At 71.6% G+C, this 14,975-nt stretch carries 19 protein-coding genes; 13 read left to right on the forward strand and 6 right to left on the reverse strand.

All coding sequences use genetic code 11. The features are described 5' to 3' along the window. The 3 genes from ACFVSN_RS14400 to ACFVSN_RS14410 form a co-directional block, all read left to right on the forward strand. On the forward strand, positions 1 to 1,412 hold a 1,412-nt coding region (locus ACFVSN_RS14400), incomplete at its 5' end, for an alpha/beta fold hydrolase (RefSeq protein WP_387955296.1). Between the two features lie 26 nt (positions 1,413 to 1,438). Next, on the forward strand, positions 1,439 to 2,425 hold the full coding sequence (locus tag ACFVSN_RS14405; RefSeq protein ID WP_380436781.1) for an ATP-binding cassette domain-containing protein: 987 nt from the start codon (positions 1,439 to 1,441) through the stop codon (positions 2,423 to 2,425). Further along, a complete protein-coding gene (locus ACFVSN_RS14410; RefSeq protein WP_380436779.1) occupies positions 2,422 to 3,216 on the forward strand; it encodes an ABC transporter permease in 795 nt (264 codons plus the stop codon). The genes ACFVSN_RS14405 and ACFVSN_RS14410 overlap by 4 nt, the downstream gene beginning before the upstream one ends. A 46-nt stretch (positions 3,217 to 3,262) precedes the next feature. Here ACFVSN_RS14410 and ACFVSN_RS14415 read toward each other — a convergent pair whose 3' ends face one another. The 3 genes from ACFVSN_RS14415 to ACFVSN_RS14425 form a co-directional block, all read right to left on the reverse strand. Beyond that, positions 3,263 to 3,463: a hypothetical protein gene (locus ACFVSN_RS14415; RefSeq protein ID WP_387955298.1), complete on the reverse strand. Its 201-nt coding sequence runs from the start codon at positions 3,461 to 3,463 to the stop codon at positions 3,263 to 3,265. A 160-nt stretch (positions 3,464 to 3,623) separates the two neighbouring features. Continuing rightward, a complete protein-coding gene (locus ACFVSN_RS14420) occupies positions 3,624 to 4,091 on the reverse strand; it encodes an NUDIX hydrolase (protein ID WP_387955300.1) in 468 nt (155 codons plus the stop codon). A gap of 128 nt (positions 4,092 to 4,219) precedes the next feature. Continuing rightward, a complete protein-coding gene (locus ACFVSN_RS14425) occupies positions 4,220 to 5,473 on the reverse strand; it encodes a helix-turn-helix domain-containing protein (protein ID WP_387955301.1) in 1,254 nt (417 codons plus the stop codon). Between the two features lie 252 nt (positions 5,474 to 5,725). Between ACFVSN_RS14425 and ACFVSN_RS14430 the strand changes: the two genes are divergently transcribed. The 6 genes from ACFVSN_RS14430 to ACFVSN_RS14455 all read left to right on the forward strand — a co-directional run bounded on the left by ACFVSN_RS14430 (position 5,726) and on the right by ACFVSN_RS14455 (position 8,570). Next, on the forward strand, positions 5,726 to 5,944 hold the full coding sequence (locus ACFVSN_RS14430) for a hypothetical protein (protein ID WP_387955303.1): 219 nt from the start codon (positions 5,726 to 5,728) through the stop codon (positions 5,942 to 5,944). Continuing rightward, on the forward strand, positions 5,931 to 6,122 hold the full coding sequence (locus tag ACFVSN_RS14435; RefSeq protein WP_387955304.1) for a hypothetical protein: 192 nt from the start codon (positions 5,931 to 5,933) through the stop codon (positions 6,120 to 6,122). The genes ACFVSN_RS14430 and ACFVSN_RS14435 overlap by 14 nt, the downstream gene beginning before the upstream one ends. Beyond that, complete coding sequence (locus ACFVSN_RS14440) at positions 6,112 to 6,297, forward strand: hypothetical protein (protein ID WP_380436765.1); 186 nt, start codon at positions 6,112 to 6,114, stop codon at positions 6,295 to 6,297. The genes ACFVSN_RS14435 and ACFVSN_RS14440 overlap by 11 nt, the downstream gene beginning before the upstream one ends. Before the next feature lie 168 nt (positions 6,298 to 6,465). Beyond that, entirely contained in the window at positions 6,466 to 7,029 is a 564-nt protein-coding gene (locus ACFVSN_RS14445; RefSeq protein WP_387955305.1) for a glycine-rich domain-containing protein, read from the forward strand. A 35-nt stretch (positions 7,030 to 7,064) separates the two neighbouring features. Further along, complete coding sequence (locus ACFVSN_RS14450) at positions 7,065 to 7,292, forward strand: hypothetical protein (RefSeq protein ID WP_387955306.1); 228 nt, start codon at positions 7,065 to 7,067, stop codon at positions 7,290 to 7,292. Positions 7,293 to 7,481: 189 nt separating this feature from the next. After that, positions 7,482 to 8,570: a methyltransferase domain-containing protein gene (locus tag ACFVSN_RS14455; RefSeq protein WP_387955307.1), complete on the forward strand. Its 1,089-nt coding sequence runs from the start codon at positions 7,482 to 7,484 to the stop codon at positions 8,568 to 8,570. A gap of 62 nt (positions 8,571 to 8,632) precedes the next feature. On the opposite strand, the gene ACFVSN_RS14460 is transcribed toward ACFVSN_RS14455, so the two are convergent. Both ACFVSN_RS14460 and ACFVSN_RS14465 read right to left on the reverse strand, forming a co-directional pair. Next, the gene (locus ACFVSN_RS14460) at positions 8,633 to 10,591 is read right to left on the reverse strand and encodes an ABC1 kinase family protein (protein ID WP_380436757.1); all 1,959 of its coding nucleotides are present in this window, start codon (positions 10,589 to 10,591) and stop codon (positions 8,633 to 8,635) included. A 54-nt stretch (positions 10,592 to 10,645) separates the two neighbouring features. Further along, positions 10,646 to 11,194 (reverse strand): hypothetical protein, encoded by a 549-nt coding sequence (locus ACFVSN_RS14465; protein ID WP_387589842.1) that lies wholly within the window; start codon positions 11,192 to 11,194, stop codon positions 10,646 to 10,648. A 312-nt stretch (positions 11,195 to 11,506) separates the two neighbouring features. Between ACFVSN_RS14465 and ACFVSN_RS14470 the strand changes: the two genes are divergently transcribed. The 4 genes from ACFVSN_RS14470 to ACFVSN_RS14485 are packed head-to-tail and all read left to right on the forward strand — an operon-like array spanning position 11,507 to position 14,229. Continuing rightward, the gene (locus ACFVSN_RS14470) at positions 11,507 to 11,620 is read left to right on the forward strand and encodes a lasso RiPP family leader peptide-containing protein (RefSeq protein ID WP_380436753.1); all 114 of its coding nucleotides are present in this window, start codon (positions 11,507 to 11,509) and stop codon (positions 11,618 to 11,620) included. A gap of 25 nt (positions 11,621 to 11,645) precedes the next feature. After that, complete coding sequence (locus ACFVSN_RS14475) at positions 11,646 to 13,448, forward strand: asparagine synthase-related protein (protein WP_387955309.1); 1,803 nt, start codon at positions 11,646 to 11,648, stop codon at positions 13,446 to 13,448. Positions 13,449 to 13,480: 32 nt separating this feature from the next. Beyond that, positions 13,481 to 13,738 carry a lasso peptide biosynthesis PqqD family chaperone gene (locus tag ACFVSN_RS14480; protein WP_359973877.1) on the forward strand — a complete coding sequence of 86 codons (258 nt, stop codon included), beginning with the start codon at positions 13,481 to 13,483 and terminating at the stop codon, positions 13,736 to 13,738. Further along, positions 13,735 to 14,229, forward strand: coding sequence for a lasso peptide biosynthesis B2 protein (locus tag ACFVSN_RS14485; protein WP_387955310.1), 495 nt, complete (start codon positions 13,735 to 13,737; stop codon positions 14,227 to 14,229). Before ACFVSN_RS14480 ends, ACFVSN_RS14485 begins: the two co-directional genes overlap by 4 nt. Here ACFVSN_RS14485 and ACFVSN_RS14490 read toward each other — a convergent pair. Beyond that, positions 14,223 to 14,924: a hypothetical protein gene (locus ACFVSN_RS14490; RefSeq protein ID WP_387955311.1), complete on the reverse strand. Its 702-nt coding sequence runs from the start codon at positions 14,922 to 14,924 to the stop codon at positions 14,223 to 14,225. The two genes, ACFVSN_RS14485 and ACFVSN_RS14490, sit on opposite strands and share 7 nt — an antisense overlap. Between the last annotated feature and the right edge of the window lie 51 nt (positions 14,925 to 14,975).

Here is a 14,975-nt window from a genome sequence, read left to right on the forward strand (position 1 = left end):
CCCCCGACGGACACCTCGACTACCTCGGCCGCACCGACGACCAGGTCAAGATCCGCGGCTTCCGCATCGAACTCGGCGAAATCGAAACCGTGTTGACCCGCCAAGCAGCCGTCGCCCGAAGCACGGTCGTCGTCCGCGAAGACCAGCCCGGCCTCAAGCGCCTCGTCGCCTACATCGTCCCGACCACCCCCGGCACCCTCGACACCGAAGCCCTCCGCGCCCACCTCGCCGCCGGCCTGCCCGACTACATGGTCCCGTCCGCCTTCGTCACCCTCGACGCCCTCCCACTGAGCGTCAACGGCAAGCTCGACCGCAAGCAACTCCCGGCCCCCGCAACCGAGTCGGCGGCCACTGCGCGCGGCCCGCGCTCGGCGCAGGAGGAGGTGCTGTGCGGCCTGTTCGCCGAGGTCCTGAAGGTGGACCGGGTGGGCATCGACGACAGCTTCTTCGAGCTGGGCGGCGACAGCATCACCTCCATCCAGCTGGTCAGCCGGATCCGGTCCGTCCTCGGCGTGAAGCTCGGCAACCGGGGCATCTTCGAGACGCCGACCGTCGCCCGCCTCGCCGAGAAGCTCGGCACCGGCCAGGACGGCGACGGCTTCGAGGTGCTGCTGCCGCTGCGCACCGGCGGCGACCGCCACCCGCTGTTCTGCGTGCACGGCGCCGGCGGCCTCAGCTGGCCGTACTCGTCGCTCCTCAAGCACATCGCCGCCGAGTACCCGGTCTACGGCCTCCAGGCCCGCGGCCTGGACGGCGCGGACGCCCGCATCGCGACCAGCGTCGAGGAGATGGCCGCGGACTACGTCGAGCAGATCCGCGCGGTGCAGCCCGAGGGCCCGTACCACCTGATCGGCTGGTCCTTCGGCGGGCTGGTGGCGCACGAGGTGGCCACCCTGCTCGTCGGGCAGGGCGCCGACGTCGCCCTGCTCGCCAACCTCGACCAGACCCCGTTCGACGAGTCCTGGACGACCGACGAGGGCTACACCAAGCCCACCGAACGGGACGTCCTGGAGACGCTGCTCGACTTCGTCGGCTACGACCTCGACGAGATCCGCTCCCGCCCCCTGGACCACCAGCGGGCGATGGAGCTGATCCGCGGCCGGGACAGCGCGCTCGGCAGCCTCTCGGAGCAGCACATCACCGCCTTCGTGAAGGTCGGCGTCAACAACCACGCGCTGAGCGACGGCTACCGGCCGCGCCGCTTCGACGGCGAGCTGCTGCTGTTCGTCTCGACGGTCGGCACCGACGACCCCGAGGCGCGGATCGCGGCCTCCGCGGCGGCCTGGCGGCCGCACGTGGCCGGCCGCATCACCACCCACCCGGTGCACGCGCACCACGGCCACCTGCTCCAGCCGGAGCCGGCGGCCGAGATCGGCCGCGTCCTGCTCGCCCGGCTGACCTCCGTCAACTGACCACCTCACACAGCAAAGGAGCCGTCATGGAAACGGCGATCTCGGCGGAGGGCCTCCGCAAGCGTTACGGCGACCACCAGGCGCTCGACGGCATCGACCTGGAGGTGCCGGCCGGCACCATCCTCGGCGTGCTCGGCCCCAACGGCGCCGGCAAGACCACCACCGTGCGCATCCTCACCACCCTGCTCGCGCCGGACGAGGGCCGGGCCACCATCGCCGGCTTCGACCTGCACACCCAGGCCAAGCAGATCCGCGCGAACGTCGGCCTCACCGGCCAGTACGCGGCCGTCGACGAGCGGCTCACCGGCCGCGAGAACCTCCAGCTGATCGGCCGCCTGCTGCGCCTCGGCCGGCGCGGCGCCAAGGCCAGGGCCGACGAGCTGCTGGAGAAGTTCGACCTGACGGCCGCGGCCGGGCGCCCGGCGAAGACGTACTCGGGCGGCATGCGCCGGCGCCTCGACCTGGCCGCGAGCCTGGTCGCCGCGCCGCCGGTGCTGTTCCTGGACGAGCCGACCACCGGGCTCGACCTGACCAGCCGGCTCGCGCTCTGGGACATGATCAACGAACAGGTCCGCAACGGCGTGACCGTCCTCCTCACCACCCAGTACCTGGAGGAGGCCGACCAGCTCGCCGACTCGATCGTGGTCATCGACAAGGGCGTCGTGATCGCCGACGGCACCCCGGACGAGCTCAAGCGCAAGGTCGGCGGCGAGCGCCTGGAGGTGTCGCTGGCCACGGCCGCGGACCTCGCCGACGCCACCCGGGTCCTGGCCGGGCTCGCCTCCGGCGAACCGAGCGTGGACGAGGACGCCCGGACGGTGTCCGTGCCGATGAGCGGCGGGGTGACCACCATCGCCGCCGCCGCCCAGGGCTTGCAGCAACTCGGCATCGAGCCGCAGGACTTCGCCGTCCGCCGGTCCTCGCTGGACGACGTCTTCCTCGCCCTCACCGGCAAGCAGGGCGCGGAGCCCGCTGCCGCCCCCGCCCAGTCCAAGGAGTTGCAGACAGCATGACCGAGGTGTTCAGCGACACGTTCGCGCTCGCGGGCCGCCAGATGCGGCACATCCGGCGGATGCCGGAGCAGCTCCTGGGCATCACCGTCATGCCGGTGGCGTTCGTCCTGGTCTTCGGGTACCTGTTCGGCAGCGCGATGCAGGTGCCGGGGCAGGGGGGCTACAAGGAATACATCATGGCGGGCATCTTCGCCCAGGTGATGCTGGCCAACCTGACCACCACGGCGGTCGGGGTGGTCGAGGACCTCAACAACGGTCTCGTGGACCGCTTCCGCGCCCTCCCCATCTCGCGCTCTTCGGTCCTCCTCGGCCGTACCGTCGCGGACCTCGTGCTGGTCTCGTGGACCTCCGCGATCATGGCACTGGTCGGCTACCTCATCGGCTGGCGGGCGCACAACGGCATCCTGCAGACACTGGCCGGCTTCGGGCTGCTGCTGCTGATGGGCTTCGTGATGTCGTGGGTGGGCGCGCTGGTCGGCCTCTCGCTGCGCAGCCCGGAGGCGGTGAGCGCACTCGCGGGCGTCGTGATGATGCCGCTGGCGTTCCTGTCGAACGCCTTCGTCCCGCCGCAGGGCCTGCCCGGCTGGATGCGGGTCGTCGTGGAGTGGAACCCGGTCAGCGCGGTGGTGTCGGCCGCCCGTGACCTCTTCGGCAACGACCGCGGGGCGTCTGACGGCGCCTTCCCGTCCGACCACCCGATCCTCGCCGCCACGATCGTGATGGGCGTGCTCCTGGCCATCGTCATCCCCCTGGCCGGCCGCGCCTACCAACGCGCCGCCGCCAAGCGCTGAGCCGCATGGCCGCGCCCCCGCTCGGCCCCGGCCGAGCGGGGGCGTTTCAGCCGAAGGGCAGTACCGCCGTGCTGCCACCGGCAAGCACGCGCGCGTACTCGTCCGGGTCATCGAAGGGCCGGTAATTGACGACGGGATCACCGGCCCGGACGAGAGCGGTGGCACACCCAAGGCACCAGGCCTGCGGAGGCTGCTCGTCGAGGTCTTCGATCGCGGCGGGTGCGGAGCACTGCACGCAGTTCGCCATCGGGTCCTCCCGGGGATGTCGAGCTTGGTTGGTGGCACCCCATCCGCAGGCCGACCACATGCGGGCACTCAGGCTGCGGCCCTGGCTCAGCAGCGTACTGCTCTCCGAGCCAAAGCGCTGGCCCCCGACAACGCCCCCGCTCGGCAACGGGAAGAGCAATTCAGCGCACGACCGGGATGTCTCCGGACCGCCAGTCGGACACTCGCTTGCGGACCCTGGGCACCATCGGCAGCCCGTCCGTGTCGGCGGGGCCGAACCACGCCACTTCGTGGGACTCTTCCGAGATCCGGAGTTCGCCGCCGACCGGGCGCCCGAGGAGGCAGATGCTGAACTCCTGCCGGACCTCGCCGTCGTCGTAGGCGAGGACGCGCCCGGGGTTGGTGTAGGTGCCGACGATCCCGGTGATCTCGATGCGGATTCCGGTTTCCTCGTACGTCTCGCGGATGCCGCACTCCCCGAGAGACTCGCCGATTTCCATCATGCCGCCGGGAAGACCCCACATCCCGTTGTCGGTCCGGCGCTGGAGGAGGATGCGGCCCGCCGCGTCGACTACGACCACCGATGCGGCCGGCACCAGGCTGTTGGCCTTGGGAGCGTTCGGATCGTTCTCGTAGTCACGCCTGGGCATGCTCCACCTCCGGGATCGTCCACACGTCACCTGCGGCGCATCATCTCCTGCCCGAAAGCTGAACCCCTGATTCTGGCGCCCCCGCTCGGCAGCGGCCGAGCGGGGGCGCTTCGTCTTGTCCATCCCGCTCAGCTCGCGATCAGTGCCTCCCCGAGCGCCTCACGCGATTGACCGGCGAGCTTCTCGTGCAGCAACTCGGCTCGTGATCGGATCAACCCCTCCCGGTAGCCGCTCGGTAGCCGTTCCCACACCCCGACCGCCATCTCGGCTGCTCCGGTGTGGTCCCCGTCGATCCGCAGGCAGGCGGCCGTGTCCATCGCCAAAAGAGCGCGTGTCATGACCGATGGGGAGTCCGTGAGGTCGAGCGCCTGGTCCTGCGCGGCGTAGCCGTTGCGCGACTCGCCGAGCAGCGTGTACGCCTGTGAGAGGTGGACATGATGCTTCTGCTCGGGGTAGCCGAACCAGGTGTCGGCCGCCTCGGCACCGTCCAAGTGCTCCGCAACGGTACGGACATCGTTGACCGCGCGCCGTGCACCTTCGTAGTCACCGGAGGCAGCAAGGGCGCGGGCGGTGACCGCCGCGGCCAGGGCACCGGCCGCTGTCGAACCGCTCCCTGCTTCGAACCGTGCACGGGCCGCGATCCGGGCCGCCGTCTCGGGTGCCCCGTAGTTGAGCGGCACCATGGCGTGCCGGGCCAGAACCCAGGCGAGCATCCGCTGATCCCCCGACTCCCGGGCGGCCCGCTCAGCGGTCGCGAACCACTGGAAGGCGCCACGTTGGTCCCCGCGGTCGTGCTGGACGATGGCGACCAGGCCCGTGATCCCCGCAGCCGTCCGGGCCAGTTCCGCCCTGGTTCGCGTCGGGTGCGGACGGTTGAGAACATCCCGGAGGAGGTCGAGGTCGGACAGCATCTCACCGAGGACACGATCCGGCGACCGACCCCGGTATCCGCCCCGGTGCCGCTCGAAGGCCGCTTCCAAGTAGGCGAGATCACCGTCCTCGGACGGCGTCAGCGCTGAATCGATCCCATCCCGGGCCTGGGCGATGCCGGGCAGAACCACGACACCTGCCACCGCCGCGCCCACCCCGATGAACTTCCGCCGGTCCACCTTGTCCTCCGTGCCGTGTTCGCGCCGATGCCGCCGAGAGCGGGCTACGGCCTCGGCCACCTGGTCCACGGGAAGACCGTAAGCATCAGTGATCCCCTGGAGCGAGGGCTGGCGCGGAATCCGCTTCTCCGTTTCCCAGTTCTTAAGCGTGTCCGGGCTGCACCACTCACCCGTTTCGCGGCCGACGACGGCAGCCTGCTCCTCCCGGCTCAGTCCGGATCGCTCCCGGGTCCTGCGCAACAGCTCGCCGATCCCGTTCGGGGTGAGGGTCACGGCATCCCCTAGCTCTGAGGTGACGATGTCTCAATTGTGGCCCGGAAAGCGGCCCAGGGCCGAATCATCGGCCCTCTTTGCGGCCCCTCCCCTACGGCATGCCCAGGGCGTTGACTTGCTAACAGTCACTCCTCCGGAAACAGCCGAGCGTCCGGCCCCGGCGCCTGCGGAGTGATTGCTGCGGCTCGACAAGGCGTTCCATACAGCGCAGAGCCGTCGCATCGATACCCGATCGAGCGAACTGGAGCACTCATGGCGACTGCCGAGCGTCCTCTCGACGTCCCGAGAGCCGCAAAAACCACGCCCTCGAAGCCCAAGTGCGTCGTCTGCGCGGCGTTCGAGCGCATCGCGGATGCGGAGATGCGCAGGAGGTATCCGGAGGCCCGGATGCCCGGCGTGTTGGCGGAGCTCGAAAAGATCCGCGCCCGGCACATGGGGGCGTGCAGGGCGGTGGCCGATGTCCCTGCGTGAGATCGCGATGCGCAAGCAAGAACCCGCCGCCGACGCTGACGAGTGTCCCTCCTGCCTCTGGTTCGACGACCTCGAACGCCAGTACACCGAGCACCCGACCATCCAGCGCAAGGTCGCCAAATGGCGTGCCCTGCACCTGGAGCACGATGAATGCCTGGCGGCGCGCGATGACGGATAAACCGGAGAACCCGCTCCCGCCCTGGACCAACTTCCTTGGCGGGCCCGTCCGGTACGACGACATCGAGGAAGCCGGGCCGGCCACGCCGCCCCTCGAACCGGCGGCCGAATCGCCGACTCTCCAACGGCTTCGTGCCGAAGTCCGCAAGATCAACCGCCGCTACTGGCGGCCCTGAGCCATTCCAGTCTCCGTCGAACCCTCCGCCCAGGGAGCAGCCCAAACAGACTCCCGCCCCGGCCGTCATCCCTGGCAGGCAGCCGACCGGAGCGGGTCCCGCAACACCGAACGGACCGGGGCGTCGTCCGACGCCCCGAGAACCCCTCAGTGTGAGGAGAGCTCCAGTATGACCACTCCCGAACCGGCCCTGTCGCCGGCGCCGCCCTCCCCCGGCCCGATGCTCCCGGTGGACCCGGTTTCGCTCGTCACCGCGAAGACGTTCGGGGCCGTCGTGTGCACCGTGCTCGACAACAACCCCGGAATGCCGGACGACACCGCCAAGCGCATCGTCACCGAAGCGCTCAAGTTCGTCGCCACCGCACGCACGTTCCCCACCATGCGCATCACGCCGTCCACCGTCGTCGACGAAGGGTGGCACGCCCTCATCCTCCACACCCGCCCGTACGCCGACCTGTGCGCCCGGCTCGGCGGGTTCGTCCACCACTACCCCGAGCGCCCCGACCCGTCGCGGCACGACCCGGACGCCCTCGCACGGACCGCCGCCCTGATCGAGGAGGCCGGGTACACCCCGGACCACGAACTGTGGACCGGTCCCACCCACGCCATGGTGGCCGTGGCCGCTCAGTGCTCCCACACCCCCATCCCCGGCGGATGCGGACCCATCAACCCCGGAGGGTGCGCTTCACACTGCAACGGCGGAGGTGGAGGCGGAGGCGGCGAAGGCAGCTAGCCTGAACCCCACCCAACACGGAGAGGGCGGGACGCATGGACAAGGTCGAAGCCCAACAGGTAGCCAACACACTCCGCCGCCTGGGGATTCGGGGAATCGTCTCTCCCGAAGACCCGGGTAACCCGGACGGGCACTGGCGGGTCTACGACGGCACTGACCCCGTCACCCGGCGGGACATCACCGACGAAGCACTAGCGATCATCAGAGGCATGTCCCGTAAGACCGGTCCGACGCGAGGATTCATCGTCCCCACCTCCCGGTAGCCCCGTAACAGCCCCGTCCGGCAAGTCCGGACGGGGCCTCCCCGCACCCGAACGCGCGCCGGCCGCACGGCGGAGGACCGGGCACAGACGGGCCCGGAAAGGCGGGCGGCGGCAGCGGCGGGTAGCACTCCGGCAAGCGCGACGCGCCGCCGACCAACCTCCCCAAGCCCGGGAAGTCGGACCGCCGAAATGTCCTGGAACCAACTCGTCGATGCGCTCCGGCAGTCCGGAGCCCTGTCAGCCGAGTGGGAGCGGACCTTCCGTGCCGTTCCCCGCTCCCTCTTCACCCCGGACCGGATCCTCCACGACGGCGAGTGGATCGACCGGGCGACGCGGCCCAAGTGCTGGGACGACCTGGTCACCGCCGACCTGCCCCTCGTCACCCAGGTCTACGACGACGGCACGACCCCGTCCTCCTCCAGCTCCATGCCCACCGTGGTCGCCCAGATGCTCCACCACCTGAACGCCACCGCCGACACCCGCGTCCTCGAGGTGGGCACCGGAACCGGCTGGACCGCCGCCCTCCTCTCCCACCAGCTCGGCGCCGCCCAGGTGACCAGCGTCGAGCTGGATCCCGAGCTCGCCGCCCACGCGCGCGACCGGCTGCACGCCACCGGCCTGCGCCCCACCGTCCTCGCCGGCGACGGTACGCTCGGCCACCCCGCGGGTGCGCCGTACCAGTGCGCCCATTTCACCGCGGCCGTCCAGCGGGTACCGTCCGCCGCCATCGAGCAGGTGGAGCCCGGCGGCGTGATCGTCATCCCGTACGGCACGCCGTTCTGCAACGGGGGCCTGCTGCGGCTCACCGTGGCCGAGGACGGCCGGTCGGCGAGCGGGCCGTTCGTCGAGGACGTGTCGTTCATGTGGGTACGCGACCAGCGGCCCGACAGCGGCGACTTCGACATCGAAGACGTCCGCCACGGCCCGTCCGCTCTCGACCCGTCCGAAGTCGCCGAGCACACGCACGCCGCGTTCGCGATCGGTCTGCGCATGCCGGACCTGTTCCGTCGGGAGCTCTGGGCGGGCTACGACCGTCTCGGCACCGGCCGCGCCGAGGTGTGGGACGGGGTCTCCTACGCCCACTGCCGCCTCGCCGACTGGGACGGCAGGCACGCCGTCTCCCAGTCCGGTCCGCGCGACCTGTGGGACGAGTTGACCGCCGCCCACGCCTGGTGGGTCCGCAACGGCAGGCCGGACCTCACCCGGTTCGGCCTGACCGTGACCGTCGCCGGGGAACAGCACCCGTGGCTGGACGAGCCCGGCAATCCCATCACCTGACCCGACAAACGGCCCCTGCCCCCGGAGCTCCCAGGGCAGGGGCCGCGACCGGATAGCCGGCGTCACCGTCTGTGCTTGGGGCCGATCATCAGGAAGAGCACCCGCATCACCAGCACGGAGCTGATCACCAGCAGGTTGTAGCCGAAGAGTTCGAACAGGCCGAGCCCCTTGCTGAGCATCGGCCCGCCGCCTGTGCGCAGCAGCTGTACGCCGACCAGGCCGATCACTCCGCCAAGGAAGGCGAGCAGGATCTCGTGGACCAGTGAGCGCAGGAAGCGGCGGTCCTCCGGGTCGGCGAACATCCGCACGCCGACGGTCAGTTGGCCGCCCTCGATGGCGGCGCCGATCCGCTCGACCCGGCGGGGCAGCCGGCGCAGCATCGGGACCAGGCCGAGGAGTTCCTCCGCCATGCTGCGGCCGAGCGTCTCGGGCTTGAGCTTGCGCAGGTGCTGGGTGACGGCGAAGGAGCGGGCCTCGGCGACGATGTCGAAGCCCGGCACCAGGCGGTCGAGCGAGCCCTCCATCGTGGCGAGCGCGCGGAAGACGGCGGCGATCTCCGGCGGCACGTTGATGCCGTGCCGGGCCACGATCGCGAACAGGTCGGCGAACATCTCGCGGTCCGGCTTGACCCCCGGGGCGAAGTGCCGGGCGAGGAACTGTCCGACGGCACGCTCCAGTTGGCGCTCGTCGATGTGCTCGGGGTGGACCACGAGCTCGATCAGCGCGTCGGACAGGCCGCCCGGGTCGCCGCGGTGCAGGGCCAGCAGCATGCCGCGCAGGGTGGCCCGCAGGGAGCGGTCGATCCGGCCGACCGAGCCGAAGTCGAGCATGCCGAGGGTGCCGTCGTCGAGCAGGAGCAGGTTGCCCGGGTGCGGGTCGGCGTGGAAGACGCCGCTGGTCATGATCTGGCCGAGCAGGCACTCCAGCAGCGCGCCGGCCAGCGCCTTGCGGTCGAGCCCGCGCTCGTCGAGCACCTTGGGGGCGCTGTGCAGGGGGATGCCCGTCATCCACTCGCTGACCAGCACCCGCTTGCCGGTGAGCCGCTCGTGCACCTCGGGCACCCGGACCATCGGGTTGCCCCCGGCCTGCTCGATGGCCGCGGCCACCGCCATCGTGTTGCGGGCCTCGATGCGGAAGTCGAGCTCCTCGTGCACCGAGACGGCGAAGCCCTGGGCCAGCGCGACGGCGCCGACGCTGCGGCCCCACTCGGTGTGCTGCTCCAGGCGCTCGGCGAAGCGGTAGAGGATGTCCAGGTCGTCGACGACGATCTCGCGCGCGCCGGGCCGTTGCACCTTGACCGCGACGTGCTGTCCGTCGGGCAGCCTGGCCCGGTGGACCTGGGCGATCGAGCCGGCCGCGTACGGCTTGGTGTCGAACTCGGCGAACACCTCGTCCGGCGCGGCGCCCAGTTCCTCGCGCAGCACCTGCTCGACGGACTCCCAGGGCTCCGGGGTGGCCTGGTCCTGGAGCAGGCTCAGCTCGGCGATGAACTCGGGCGGCAGCAGGTCGTAGCGGGTCGACATCACCTGCCCGAGCTTGACGAAGGTGACCCCGGCCTCCTCCAGCGCGAGCCGCAACGAGGCCGCCAGCACGGCCCGTTCGGCGGCGGCGCCCGGCCCGCGCCGGGTGCGCCCGCTGAGGAACCGGCCGAGGCCGTGCCGGACGAATATCCGGCTGAGCCGGCCGTAGCGCCGGGTGCGGGCCACCTGGCGGCGCAGCGAGCCGGGCAGCCGGGCGAGTCCGCGCATCGGGGACGAGGGCAGCAACACCTCGGTGGCCGCCAGGAAGAGCATGGCGACGACCAGCGAGACCCCGATCTCCAGGGTCACCAGGGCGAAGGGCTGGACGTCGCGCAGCGGGTAGCTGACCAGACTGCCGCTGGCCAGACCGACCGCGCCGGTGGCGATCGCGCGCCCCTTGCCCAGCCGGACCCCGAGCAGCCGGCGCGCGCCCGAGGCGAGGCCGGTGACGAAGACGAACAGCGACAGCGCCCCCAGCAGGACGATCGCGGCAGCGCTCATGGTCGCTCCTCCGCAGTCCGCTCGCTCATGCCCGCTCCTCCGCGATCCGCTCGCTCATGCCCGACGGCGCCGGCGCGAGGCGTAGTTGACCGTCACGACGGCGAGCAGCGGCCCCCACAGCAGCAGCGGCATGTAGAGCCAGCCCATGACAGCCCGGTGCATGCCCTTGAGGTTCTCGCTGTCGACGCTGTCCCACACGGCGGCCTGACTGATCGTCACGGCGGTGAGGATGGCGGCGCCCAGCAGCGCGGCCGTCACGGCGGCCCAGGTGCGGACCTGCTTACCACCGATCAGCGGCAGCCAGCGCGGGGCGACGATCCCCCAGTCGCGGACGAGTCCGAGGGTGAGCAGGGCGGCGCCCTCCTGGAGCACGCAGATGGCGGGCAGCACCAGGTAGCCGTTGCCGGGGATGCCGTAGTCGTGGCGCAGCACCTCCGTGCTGTACCCGACGGGCACGCCGATGGCCATCGCGAGGCGCCAGAGGGTGGAGGGCAGGGCGATCAGCGGCACCGCGTGTGCGACCCAGACCGCCCAGCGCGGCGGCGGGGGCGTGCCGTCCAGGGCGGCTCCGGGGGCCAGGACTCGGCTGGCTTCGATTGTCATATGACACTGCCAATCAGATCGTCAGGTGCATGCTGGCCATAAATCGTATGGCGCTGACCTGTGCCTTTCCGGTGGCACTGACAGCTTGCTGCCAGGATCCGGCCACCCGTGCACCATCCGATCACATGTCCACTCACTGCCAGCCGATCTTGGAATTCCCGGCGGAATTCCGCGTTCCCCGGCACTTCAGGCCAACGCCGTTGAGCAGCCGCCCGTTCGGGCCAAGACTCTTCGTCGGGGAAACACCCCTGAGGAAACTCCTGAGGGAACTCCGGACGATCCCTGCAATCCCTCCCGAGAAAGGAAGAAAACATGTCAAAGAAGCAGTACGAGACCCCGGTTTTCGAGTCCGCCGGAACGTTCCGCGCCGTCACCGGCTGGAAGGGAATCTTCAGCTGGGATTTCTTCCACGGCCAGATCATGTGACCGCCGGAAAACTGGAGCTGATGTGATGTCCGGCCACGGCACACCGTTCTTCTTCGCGTTCCCAGACAGCGCGGCCGCGTGCGCCGTGGCCCGGCGCCTGTGCGCCGACCGCCCGGAACTCGATGTCATCCCCCACGCCTCCGGGCGGCCCTGGATCGTCGGACACTGGTCCGCCGGGGAGCTCCTGGTCGTCCGGTCCCCCCACCTGACGGTCGCCCTGATCGGCACCTTCGGCGTCACCGCGGCCGACCTGGCCCGGCGGGTCGCCCCGGTGCGCGAGCCGGCCGGCCTGGACCGGCTCGGGCTCGAACTCCCCGGACAGTTCCACCTGCTGGCCGCCACCGACGGCGCGATGAGGGTCCAGGGCACCGCGTACGGCACCCGCCGGATCGCCTGGACGAGGATCGCGGGCGCCGTCGTCGCGGGCGACCGCGCCGCCGAGCTCGCCCGGTTCGCCGGCGCCGGGCCCGACCTCACCTCCGTGGCGCTGCGGCTGCTCAACCCGCTGCCGGCGCCGTTCGCCGACCGCGCCATGTGGCACGGCGTCCGGCCCGTCCCGCCCGGCCACTGCCTGGAGCTGCGCGAGGGGCTGCCGCCGAGGCAGCGGCGCTGGCACCGGCCGCCCGAGCCGGTCCTGGGCCTCGCCGAGGCGGCCCGCGACGTCCGGTCGACGCTGACCGAGGCCGTCGCCCTGCGCACCGCGGACTCCGGCCTGATCAGCGCGGACCTCTCCGGCGGGCTCGACTCCACGTCGCTGTGCTTCCTGGCCGCGGGTAGCCCGGGGAACCCGAAGCTCATCGCCTGCACCGCCACCGGCGACGAGTCCGAGAACGACGCCGGCCACTGGGCCCGGCTCGCCGCCGAACGCCTCGTGGACACCGAGCACTTCCTCGCCCCCGCCTCCGAACTCCCGCTCTTCTACAGCGGGGCGATGAACGACGGCGGCCGGCACGACACCCCGGTCGGGATCGTCGTCAGCCGCGACCGGGTCACCCACTTCATCGAGCGGATGGCCGAGCGGGGCTCCCGGCTGCACCTGACCGGAAACGGCGGCGACCACCTGTTCCTCGGCAGCGCGGTCGACTACCACGCCCTGCTGCCCACCCGGCCGCTGCTCACGCTCGCCGCCCTGCGCGGCTACCGCACCCTGTTCGGCTGGTCCCGCCGCGCGGTCGCGGGCGCACTGCTGGACCGCCGCTCGTACCGGAGGAGCTTCGCGGCCCTGACCACCCGCTCCTCCGGCTCCCTCGACCCGGGCCGCCCGTCCTTCGGCTGGCTGCACGACCCGGTGATCGCGTCGTGGTTCACCCTCGACTGCCTGGAACGGGTCGAGCAGGCCCTGGCCGAGGCCGCCCCCACCGTCGAACCGCTCGCGGCGACCCGCGGCCGCCACCACGACCTCGCCGGCATCCACGCCGGCACCCAGGAGATGCGCGGCCTGGAGGAGATGGGCCGCCTGGCCGGCGTGCCGGTGGCCAACCCGTACTTCGACGACCGGGTCGTCGACGCCGCACTGGGCGCCCGCCCCGAACTCCGCGCCACGCCCTGGGCGTACAAGCCCCTGCTGGTCGAGGCGATGCGCGGGATCGTCCCGGACCGCAGCCTCGCCCGGCGCACCAAGGGCGACGGCTCGCCCGAGGCGACGCTCGGCCTCTACCGGCACCGCGAGGAACTGGCGGCGGTCTGGGAGGACAGCGCGCTGGCCCGGGCCGGCCTGGTCGACCCGGACGCGCTGCGCCGCCTCTGCCGCACCCCCGGCTCGCCCGAACTCGCCTACAACCCCCTGACGTCCACGCTCGCCTGCGAGGCCTGGCTCCGCACCGCCTGAGCACCGACGACCTGCCGAACGGAGAAGCGCCGATGAAGCTGCGCAACCACGAACACCTCACCGTGGCCGAGACCGAGTACGGCGGCGTCCTGCTCGACGCCAGGATCGGCCAGTACTGGCAGCTCAACCCCACCGCCACCGTGGTGGCCCGCACCCTGCTCGACGGCGGGTCGGAGGCCGACGCCGTCGACGGCCTCACCGAGGCCTTCGACGTCGACCGGGAGCGGGCCGCCGCCGACGTGGCCGCCCTGGTCGACGGCCTGCGGGAGGCCGGGCTGGTCGCGCCGTGAGCTTCACCTTCGCCCTTGAGCAGGACCGCAGCCAACGCCCGCCGCTGCCCAGGCGATTGGCGATCCGGACGGCGGTGGGCCTCGCCCGGCTGCTCGTCCTGCTGCCCGCGCACCGGCTCCAGCGCGTGCTGGCCGTGCTCAGCCGCGGCGCCCGGCCCGCCGGCGCGGACGAGACCGGGGCCGTGCGGGACGCCGTCCTGGCCACCAGCCTCGCCATGAACGGGCTGCGCAGCTGCCTGCCGCGCTCGGTCGCCGTCACCCTGCTGTGCCGCGCCCGGGGCAGTTGGCCGACCTGGTGCGTCGGGGTGCGCACCGCGCCGCCGTTCACCGCGCACGCGTGGGTGGAGGCCGAGGGCCGGCTGATCGGGGAGAAGGGCCGCCACGACAGCTGGGCGCGGCTCCTGACGGTCGCCGCGCCCAGCCCGCACACGAGTTCCGGAACGTCCGGAAAGTCCGGAGAATCCGCGAATTCAGGGAAATCGGGTCACTGACAGCTGTGCTGCCAATTCCACCCGATGAAGGTGTGCCGGGTCTCGGTCTCGAACCGGCAGGTGGCGGTGCCGTCCGCATTGAGGTCGATGAACGAGTGCATGGTGTTCGCGTACCACGCACCGGTCACGTCGAATATCCCCTTGTAGGTGAATTCGGCGTCGGCCTGGGTGTGCGAGACGGTGCAGTCCGCGGTGCAGTCGGTGTTCTTCGTCGCGGACTTCAGGGACCAGCCGGCATTCCACGGCTCGCGGTTCCACTGCTGGGTCGCGTCGGTGTTCGCGGCGCTGATCCGGGTGCCGTCGGTGGTCCACGACGAGGTCGTGTACAGACCGGTCATCCGGATGTTGCAGCAGTCGTACCACTCGCTGGCGCTCTTGAACTGGCGCGTGGTGCCGGCCTCCACAGCGGCCTGTGCCGAACGGGCCGAACGGGCCGCGACGGCGCCGGACTTGGCCGGGACGAGCCTGACCTCGCCCAGCACCGGCTTGCAGTCGGCGCCGACGGACACCTGCTGCTGCACGGCCATCCCGGCCGGCGGGGCCGGCAGGGCGCCGGTCAGCTTCAGCTCGCCGCAGTCCTTCGCGGCCGGGGCCGCAGCCGCCCCGGCCGCGGTGGTGGCGGCGGTGGCCGGGGCGGCCGTCAGCGCGAGGGCGCCGGCGGCGAGGGCCGCGGCGAGGGCTATTCGGGTGCGCAATTGTCCGTGCCTTCCTGGTGGGTGATCGCCAGGGAGCGTAAGCGGCGGGCG

It is taken from the genome of Kitasatospora sp. NPDC057904 (genome assembly GCF_042887925.1).
Taxonomy (GTDB): domain Bacteria; phylum Actinomycetota; class Actinomycetes; order Streptomycetales; family Streptomycetaceae; genus Kitasatospora.

Bases quoted from the DNA above. Each gene is read 5' to 3' on its own strand.
- ACFVSN_RS14405 (WP_380436781.1), top strand. From the start codon at position 1,439: ATGGAAACGGCGATCTCGGCGGAGGGCCTCCGCAAGCGTTACGGCGAC.
- ACFVSN_RS14410 (WP_380436779.1), top strand. From the start codon at position 2,422: ATGACCGAGGTGTTCAGCGACACGTTCGCGCTCGCGGGCCGCCAGATG.
- ACFVSN_RS14415 (WP_387955298.1), bottom strand. From the start codon at position 3,463: ATGGCGAACTGCGTGCAGTGCTCCGCACCCGCCGCGATCGAAGACCTC.
- ACFVSN_RS14420 (WP_387955300.1), bottom strand. From the start codon at position 4,091: ATGCCCAGGCGTGACTACGAGAACGATCCGAACGCTCCCAAGGCCAAC.
- ACFVSN_RS14430 (WP_387955303.1), top strand. From the start codon at position 5,726: ATGGCGACTGCCGAGCGTCCTCTCGACGTCCCGAGAGCCGCAAAAACC.
- ACFVSN_RS14435 (WP_387955304.1), top strand. From the start codon at position 5,931: ATGTCCCTGCGTGAGATCGCGATGCGCAAGCAAGAACCCGCCGCCGAC.
- ACFVSN_RS14440 (WP_380436765.1), top strand. From the start codon at position 6,112: ATGACGGATAAACCGGAGAACCCGCTCCCGCCCTGGACCAACTTCCTT.
- ACFVSN_RS14445 (WP_387955305.1), top strand. From the start codon at position 6,466: ATGACCACTCCCGAACCGGCCCTGTCGCCGGCGCCGCCCTCCCCCGGC.
- ACFVSN_RS14450 (WP_387955306.1), top strand. From the start codon at position 7,065: ATGGACAAGGTCGAAGCCCAACAGGTAGCCAACACACTCCGCCGCCTG.
- ACFVSN_RS14455 (WP_387955307.1), top strand. From the start codon at position 7,482: ATGTCCTGGAACCAACTCGTCGATGCGCTCCGGCAGTCCGGAGCCCTG.
- ACFVSN_RS14460 (WP_380436757.1), bottom strand. From the start codon at position 10,591: ATGAGCGCTGCCGCGATCGTCCTGCTGGGGGCGCTGTCGCTGTTCGTC.
- ACFVSN_RS14465 (WP_387589842.1), bottom strand. From the start codon at position 11,194: ATGACAATCGAAGCCAGCCGAGTCCTGGCCCCCGGAGCCGCCCTGGAC.
- ACFVSN_RS14470 (WP_380436753.1), top strand. From the start codon at position 11,507: ATGTCAAAGAAGCAGTACGAGACCCCGGTTTTCGAGTCCGCCGGAACG.
- ACFVSN_RS14475 (WP_387955309.1), top strand. From the start codon at position 11,646: ATGTCCGGCCACGGCACACCGTTCTTCTTCGCGTTCCCAGACAGCGCG.
- ACFVSN_RS14480 (WP_359973877.1), top strand. From the start codon at position 13,481: ATGAAGCTGCGCAACCACGAACACCTCACCGTGGCCGAGACCGAGTAC.